This is a genomic window from Tardiphaga sp. (assembly GCF_044340795.1).
In the GTDB taxonomy this organism is placed as follows: domain Bacteria; phylum Pseudomonadota; class Alphaproteobacteria; order Rhizobiales; family Xanthobacteraceae; genus Tardiphaga.
Map to the genome: position 1 here is coordinate 21,270 of NZ_JBIISY010000066.1, position 6,872 is coordinate 28,141.

A 6,872-nucleotide genomic window follows, 5' to 3' on the forward strand; every position below is an offset into this window, starting at 1 on the left:
AAGTTGTCGCTGATTTACTTGCCGAACAGCTCGACGCCTGAACAGCGGAAATATCATTAAGTGCCGGCTAACACGCCACGCCCCTCGATTGTCGGAAAAACGACCTGCAATCCCGGGGAGGATCATTCAGCTGCAACTTCACCCATTTGGGTGAAGTCAAACACGCATGCTCGCCTGGCGTACGGCCGATCGGCGTTAGTGTACTTCCGCCGCAAGCACGGCTTCGACGCGAATTTCTTCGGTGAGGCGTGCTTTCAGGTCAGAAAAGGCCGGGCTGGTCTTGATCGTGTAGTGTCGCGGGTGCGGCAAGTCGACCGGGATGTCAGCCTTGATGCGACCGGGCCGCGCCGACATCACCACCGTACGGGATGCCAGGAAGATCGCTTCCTCGATATCGTGCGTGACGAAGATCACGGTCTTGCGCTCGCGCTCCCAGATGCCGAGCAGCAGCTCCTGCATCAAGGCGCGGGTCTGGTTGTCGAGCGCGCCGAACGGCTCGTCGAGCAACAGGATCTTCGGATCATTGGCGAGCGCACGCGCGATCGCGGTGCGTTGCTGCATGCCGCCCGAGAGCTGCTTCGGAAAATGATTGGCAAAGCTGGTGAGACCGACCTTGTCGAGCCATTCGCGCGCGATGTTGCTGCGCTCCTTCTGCGAGACACCGCGCTCGCGCAGGCCGAAGGCGATGTTCTCCGCCACCGTGAGCCACGGAAACAGCGTGTAGGACTGGAACACCATGCCGCGATCGGCACCGGGGCCGGTGATTGATTTGCCGTCGAGCAGGATGCGGCCCGTGGTCGGCGTATCCAGGCCGGCGACCATGCGCAGCAGCGTGGACTTGCCGCAGCCGGAGGGGCCGAGAATGGTGACGAAGTCGTTGTCGGCGACATTGAGGTTGGTCGGCTCAAGCGCACGCGTGGGCGTGCCGCCACGAACAGCCGGAAAAACGCGCGAGACGTTCTCGATGACGAGCTTGCTCAAATGATGCTCCACGGGAACAGGCGCTTGTTGGCGGCCTTGAAGACGTAGTCCGAGATCAAACCAATGATGCCGATGACGATGATGCCGAAGATGATCTGGCCAGTGGCGAGCAGCGCCTGGCTGTCGATGATCATATGGCCGATGCCCGAAGACGAGCCGATCAGTTCGGCGACGATGACATAGGTCCAGGCCCAGCCGAGCACGAGACGCAGGATCTCGGCGATTTCTGGCGCGGCGGAGGGGATCAGGACACGACGCAGCACGCCATCGTCTTTTGCGCCGAGCGTCAACGACGCCTCGACGAGGTCGCGGCGGACGCTGCCGACAGCCACGGCGACCATCAGGATAAGCTGGAACACCGAGCCGATGAAGATCACCAGCAGCTTCTGCATCTCGCCGATGCCGGCCCACAGGATCAGCAGCGGAATGAAGGCCGAGGCCGGCAGATAGCGCGCAAAGGAAACGAAAGGTTCGAGGAAAGCCTCGACCGGCTTGTAGGCCCCCATCAGGATGCCGATGGGGACCGCGACCAGGGCGGCCAGCACGAAGCCGCCGACCACGCGCCAGATCGTCATGCCGATATCGAACAGGAAGTTCTGCTTGGTCAGCAGGAACCAGCCGTCCTCCATCATGGTGATCGGATTGGCGAGGAATGTCTTCGAGACGAAGCCGCCAAAGGTCGCAAACGACCAGCCGGCCACGAACAGGACGAAGAACGAGATGCCGAGCACGACTCGCGCGGGCGATGAAATGGGGGCGAGTGGTTTCATGATGTTTAATCAGTATCCATGGTCGTCATTGCGAGGAGCGTTGCGACGAAGCAATCCAGACGTCGTTCTGGTTTTCTGGATCGCTTCGCCCAAACGAATTGCTCCGCAGTTCGTTTGGGCTCGCAATGACGGCTGATGGCGATGTGGCCTCTTACTGAATGAAGCGCGGATCGGCGAGCTTGGTCATGTCCGGCAGCTGCTTGATCACGCCGATTTCCAGCAGCAGGTCGGCGGCTTCCTTCGAGAAGGCGGCATGCTCACCGGCGAAGAACTTCTTGTTCTGCTCCTGATCCTGCCAGCGCAGATATTGCGCCGACTTGCCGAAGGCCTCACCGGTCTGCTTCACATCGGCGCCCATGATCTCATAGGACTTGGTCTGGTCGGCCTTGATCATGGCAACGGCTTCGAAATAGCTCTTGGCCAGCGCCTTCACCGCAGCTTCGTTGTCGGCGATGAATTTCGGTGTGCAGCCGAACGTGTCCATGATCATCGGATAGTCGAGCGTGGTGGCGATGATCTTGCCGGCATCCGGCTTGTCGCGCACGGCCGAGAGGTAGGGCTCATAGGTCATGGCCGCATCGTTCTGGCCAGCGATGAACGCCTGCGCTGCCGGACCCGGCTCCATGTTGACGACGGAGACATCCTTCACGGTCAGCCCGTTCTTCTTCAGGAACCAGGCAAGCGTGAAATAGGGCGCGGTGCCCGGCGCCGAGGCGGCAACCGACTTGCCTTTCAGATCCTTGATCGACGCGACATTGCCACGCACGGCCATGCCATCGGCGCCATAGCTCTTGTCGAGCTGGAACAGCTGCGTGGTGGCGACGCCATTGGCGTTCCACACCACCCAGGTCTCAACGGTGGTAGCCGCGCATTGCACGTCGCCCGAAGCGATGGCTAGGTGGCGGCTGGCCTGCGGGATTTTCTTGATGGTGACGTCGAGGCCGTTCTTCGCGAAGATGCCGGCCTCCTTGGCAAGGGTGAGCGGCGCGAAACCGGTCCAACCCGACATGCCGATGGTGACCTTGGTCTGCGCAACGGCGGGCGTGACAACCACGGGCGTTGCGACCAGAGCCGCGAGCGCAGCGGCGACGGATACTCCAATCAACTTCATAACCCACTCTCCTCAGCTGGTTTGAAATAATACTGCACGGCAACATGCTGGAATGCCAGAGGCAATTTCTGCGCCGCCACTGCGACAGATGATTCCTGCTATCACCATCACAAGCGCCCCGCAGGGGTGAAGCGCGCGGTCAACCGGTACAGATCGTTTGGATAGGTGACGCGTACTGCGGTGATGATCCTGTTCTTGCGCCAAGTACGGCGCTCCACCACAAGGCAGGCGGCCGGCTTCTTCAGTGCCAGCGCCTTGCGCGCGTCGTCCTCCGCGAGGCATGCGGTGATCTGATGCTCGGCCTCGCTCCACGGTACATGGCCAAGCAGCCAGGTGCCCGGCGGCACACTGGCGAAATCGATCTCCGCAGCCGCTGCGACCACATCGAGATTGATGAGACGTTCCTCATAGGCAAATGGCCGCCCCTTCGCGATGTGGCGGCAGCCGAGCACCAGCACGTCGCAGCTGCGCTCACTGCCGAGACGCTCGAGATCATCCTTGGTCGCCTTGCGACGCCTGCGCGCCAGCAGCTCGTAACCATAGGCCTCGCCACGTTTGGCGATTTCGGCCTGGATATCCGGAATATGCAGCACTGCGGACTGCACCACGGGCTTCGCGACAAAACTGCCAAGCCGGCGCTTGCGCTCGATGATGCCAGCCGCGGCAAGACCGGACATCACCTTGTTCACGGTCATGCGTGAGCATTGATAGGTCTCGACCAGCTCATGCTCGAACGGCATGCGATGCCCGGGCGGCCAGCGACCCGACAGGATCTTGTCTTCGAGATCGGCGCGGATGCGCTGATACAGCGCCTGCGGCGCCGCCTTTCCGTTCAGTGCTTTCGCTCCGCGCGCCGCCATCAGAGGCTTGCCAGACGCTTGACGACGCGGCGATAGCGCTCGGTGATCGCAGCGCGCTTGAGATGGCGCCCGCCTTCGACAACGAGCTTGCCGCCCACATAGACATTGGAAATCGCAGACTTGCCGGCAACGAAGGTCGTCGCATCGAGCCAGCGATCACCCGTCACGCCGCAGAGATCGGGATGCGTATCATCGAGCATCACGATATCAGCGCGCTTACCGACCGCGAGCGCACCGATGGCGCGACCGGATGCCCGCGCACCGCCAACGAGCGCATGTTCGTAGAGCGCGCGACCAGTGGATTCGCCAGTTCGACGCACGACGGCGTTGCGAATGCGGTGATGCAGGCGCTGGCTGTATTCGAACTGTTTCAGCTCGCCGGGCGCCGTGATCTCGATATTGGAATCGGTGCCAACACCGAACATGCCCCCAGCCGCGATGAAACGCGGGCCTTCGAAAATGCCGTCGCCGAGATTGGCTTCCGTCAGCGGACAGAGCCCCACAACGGCACCTGCCCTGGCAATACCCGTGGTCTCATCCGGTGTCAGATGCGTGGCATGGATCAGGACCCAGCGTTGATCGACATCAACGTGATCGAGCAGCCATGAGACCGGGCGTTGGCCGGACCATGCGAGGCAGTCCTCGACCTCCTTCACCTGCTCCGCGATATGCATATGGACCGGACCGGCCGGAACGGCTTTCAGGACCTCGCCGAGCGTCTCCGGCGTCACCGCGCGGAGTGAATGCGGCGCGATGCCGATGGCGGCATCAGCGACCGGCCTGATCGCCTCCCGCGAGCGTTCGAGCAGAGCCAGAAAGCGCGCGGGATCATTGATGAAGCGCCGTTGGCCGTGAACCGGCGCGGCCCCACCGAAACCGCTGAAATGATAGAACACGGGCAGCAAAGTGAGGCCGATACCGGTCTCGACGCAAGCACCCGCGATCCGCGCGCCCAACTCGGCGAGGTCACCATAGGGAGCGCCGTTCTCGTCGTGATGCAGGTAATGGAACTCGGCCACCGAGGTGAAACCGGCTTCCAGCATCTCGGCATAGGCATAGGCGGCGATGGCCTCGACATCATCCGGCGTCAGCGTATCGATGAAGCGATACATCAATTGCCGCCAGGTCCAGAAACTGTCCTGCGTCTCGCCGCGCAGTTCGGTCAGCCCGGCCATGCCGCGCTGGAACGCGTGGCTGTGCAGATTGGGCATTCCCGGCAGCGCAACTCCGCTGACGGTTTCCGCGCCAGCACTGCTCGAATTGTCGGCAACGGCCGTGATCACGCCATTCTCGATCGTCAGGGTGACGTCGCGCGCCCAGCCGCCGGGAAGCAGCGCATGGGCGAAGAACAGCTTTTTTGCAGCACTTGACGCGTGCATGGCCTTGGTCCGTTGCATTCAAAAGACGCTCGACAATAAGCGAGGGCGCTGATTATGTATAGACATAGAACGTCCCAAATGAGCGGCACCGCCTCATGACCTTCGACACGCAGTCTTTCGATACGATCTGGACCAACGCCCGCCTCGCCACCATGGCCGAAGGCCAGCCCGGCCTTGGCATCATCGAGAATGGTTGCATCGCAGCGAAAGACGGGCGCATCGCCTTTGTCGGTGCCGCTTCCGATCTTCCGGCCGGCTCTGGCGCCGCCAAGCGCATCGATTGCGGCGGGCGCTGGATCACGCCGGGTCTGGTCGATTGCCACACGCATCTCGTTTATGGCGGCCACCGCGCCAATGAATTTGCGATGCGGCTGGAAGGCGCGACCTATGAGGAGATTTCGCGCGCCGGCGGCGGCATTGCCTCCAGCATGACTTCGACGCGCGCGGCCAGCGAAGCGCAGCTCGTCGCCAGCGGCCTGAAGCGGCTGGATCATCTGATTGCGGAAGGCGTGACCACCGTCGAGATCAAGTCGGGCTACGGGCTCGACAAGGAGACGGAGATCCGCTGCCTGAAGGCGGCACGCCAGCTCGGCTATGAGCGCGATGTCGCGGTCGTCACCTCGTTCCTCGGCGCCCACGCGATGCCGCCGGAAGCCAAGGGCGACAAGGACGCCTATATCGACGGCGTCATCCGCGACACCTTGCCCGCCATTGCAGAATTGAAGCTCGCCGATGCGGTGGATGCCTTCTGTGAAGGGATTGCGTTCTCGCCGGAACAGACGGCGCGGCTGTTCGATGCCGCCAGGACCTATGGCCTGCCAGTGAAGCTGCATGCCGATCAGCTCTCGAACCTGCATGGCGCTAGGCTCGCCGCTGACTACGGCGCCTTGTCGGCCGATCACCTAGAACACACCGACGAAGACGGCGTCATCGCGCTGACCAAAGCCGGCACCGTCGCCGTGGTGCTGCCCGGCGCCTATTATACGCTGCGCGAGACCCAGGCGCCGCCGATCGCGCTGTTCCGCAAGCACGGCACGCATCTGGCGCTGGCCACCGACAGCAATCCCGGCACCTCGCCGTTGACCTCGCTGCTGCTCACCATGAACATGGGCGCGACGCTGTTTCGCATGACGGTCGATGAATGCCTCATTGGCGTGACGCGCGAAGGTGCGCGGGCACTGGGCAAGCTCAGCGAGATCGGCACGCTGGAAGCCGGAAAGTTCTGCGATCTTGCCATCTGGGACATCGAGACACCGGCCGAACTCGTCTATCGCGTCGGCTTCAATCCGCTTCACGCGCGCGTCCGGCACGGCCGGACTACCTTCACCCACTAAGGACCGCCATCATGGATCGCAGCAAAAATTCGCGCATCGTGCGCAGCCCGCACGGCACCGAGCTCTCTGCCAAGGACTGGCTGACCGAAGCACCGCTGCGCATGCTGATGAACAATCTCGATCCGGAAGTGGCTGAGAACCCCAACGAGCTCGTGGTCTATGGCGGCATCGGTCGCGCTGCGCGCAGCTGGGAAGCTTTCGACCAGATCGTGGCCTCGCTGCGCAATCTGAACAATGACGAGACGCTGCTGGTGCAGTCCGGCAAGCCGGTCGGCGTGTTCCGCACCCATGCGGATGCGCCGCGCGTGCTGATCGCCAATTCGAATCTCGTGCCGCGCTGGGCCAATTGGGAGCACTTCAACGAGCTCGATCGCAAGGGCCTGATGATGTACGGCCAGATGACCGCCGGCTCGTGGATCTATATCGGCTCGCAAGGC

General features: G+C 62.5%; 6 protein-coding genes and 1 pseudogene. 2 read left to right on the top strand and 5 right to left on the bottom strand.

The features are described 5' to 3' along the window. Positions 1 to 195: 195 nt before the first annotated feature. The 5 genes from ACIQ17_RS13200 to ACIQ17_RS13220 all read right to left on the bottom strand — a co-directional run bounded on the left by ACIQ17_RS13200 (position 196) and on the right by ACIQ17_RS13220 (position 5,101). Positions 196 to 981 carry an ABC transporter ATP-binding protein gene (locus ACIQ17_RS13200; protein WP_398469244.1) on the bottom strand — a complete coding sequence of 262 codons (786 nt, stop codon included), beginning with the start codon at positions 979 to 981 and terminating at the stop codon, positions 196 to 198. Further along, positions 978 to 1,751, bottom strand: a complete 774-nt coding sequence (locus ACIQ17_RS13205; RefSeq protein WP_398469246.1) for an ABC transporter permease — start codon at positions 1,749 to 1,751, stop codon at positions 978 to 980. Before ACIQ17_RS13205 ends, ACIQ17_RS13200 begins: the two co-directional genes overlap by 4 nt. A 151-nt stretch (positions 1,752 to 1,902) precedes the next feature. Continuing rightward, positions 1,903 to 2,862 carry an ABC transporter substrate-binding protein gene (locus tag ACIQ17_RS13210; protein WP_398469248.1) on the bottom strand — a complete coding sequence of 320 codons (960 nt, stop codon included), beginning with the start codon at positions 2,860 to 2,862 and terminating at the stop codon, positions 1,903 to 1,905. Between the two features lie 107 nt (positions 2,863 to 2,969). Then, entirely contained in the window at positions 2,970 to 3,722 is a 753-nt protein-coding gene (gene hutC, locus ACIQ17_RS13215; protein WP_398469250.1) for a histidine utilization repressor, read from the bottom strand. Further along, a complete protein-coding gene (locus ACIQ17_RS13220; RefSeq protein WP_398469252.1) occupies positions 3,722 to 5,101 on the bottom strand; it encodes a formimidoylglutamate deiminase in 1,380 nt (459 codons plus the stop codon). Before ACIQ17_RS13220 ends, hutC begins: the two co-directional genes overlap by 1 nt. A gap of 95 nt (positions 5,102 to 5,196) precedes the next feature. Here ACIQ17_RS13220 and hutI point away from each other — a divergent pair, with 95 nt between their 5' ends. Continuing rightward, complete coding sequence (gene hutI, locus ACIQ17_RS13225) at positions 5,197 to 6,435, top strand: imidazolonepropionase (protein WP_398469254.1); 1,239 nt, start codon at positions 5,197 to 5,199, stop codon at positions 6,433 to 6,435. Positions 6,436 to 6,446: 11 nt separating this feature from the next. Next, positions 6,447 to 6,872 (top strand): annotated as a pseudogene (locus tag ACIQ17_RS13230) (urocanate hydratase); the annotation flags it as partial.